Genomic DNA, 811 nt, shown 5'->3' with positions numbered 1-811 from the left:
AAAGGCCATTACGCCGGCCGTGAACACCGTCAGCCATGATCCCATGCCCGTCGGTGGAACCAGACGGTCCGCGCCCGGATCGGGGCGGACCAGATCGCGCAATGCCGTTCCCAGACCGCTCATAGTTCCGCCCCCGCCAGTTCGACGCGCCCGCCCTTGATCCGCGCTGGCGGGGACGGGCAAGGTCCGGGCTTTGCGAGCGCACCGCGTGGTGATGGCCGGGCAGGTTCCGGCACCCTATGATGCGTGGGAGCGAGGGCTGGCGGCCCCCGAAGCCGGACCGCTGGTTTTCCCGACGGGTGTGATGGGGGTCTATTATGCCCCGGGCGTGTTCCATCACGATGTGATGGACAAGGAGCTGTTCCGCACGCTTGCACCGGATGCCGATGACGTCTGGCTTTACTGGATGCACCGCCGCGCCGGAAACCATGCAGAGAAACTGGGTTCCAAAGGGCGCGTTCTGGAATGGCCCGGATCGCAGGCCAGGAGTCTCCGTGCCAGCAATCTGGGCGACAGCGGCAATGATCGGGCCATTGCCGCCATGGTAGCTAAATTCGGCTTTCCCTAGTTCAGCAGAACCAGGGATCGTATCTGCGGCCGCACAGCGTCATGGGCTGATCCTGCGCGCGATCGGTGAGTGCATCTGCTTCTGTCCGCCATTGATCATGACCGAAGAGCAGGTCGACGAGCTGCTGCACCGCTTCGACATGGCGATGACCGAAGGTCTTGCCCCGTTCCTGAGCGGAGAAGTGGCATGAACATTCCCGTAAATGATATCAGCGCCGTCATCGAGGCGGACCGTGCCCATGTC

At 63.5% G+C, this 811-nt stretch carries 1 protein-coding gene; it reads left to right on the top strand.

Going from position 1 to position 811, the window contains the following annotated elements; genetic code table 11:
- Positions 1-193 precede the first annotated feature (193 nt).
- A complete protein-coding gene (locus TR36_RS14095; RefSeq protein ID WP_153010594.1) occupies positions 194-568 on the top strand; it encodes a hypothetical protein in 375 nt (124 codons plus the stop codon).
- The last annotated feature ends 243 nt before the right edge of the window (positions 569-811 follow it).

This window comes from Falsirhodobacter sp. alg1 (assembly GCF_000739715.2).
Taxonomy (GTDB): Bacteria; Pseudomonadota; Alphaproteobacteria; order Rhodobacterales; family Rhodobacteraceae; genus Falsirhodobacter.
Note: the sequence above shows the minus strand (reverse complement) of the source record. Positions and strands in the feature narration are given on the sequence as shown.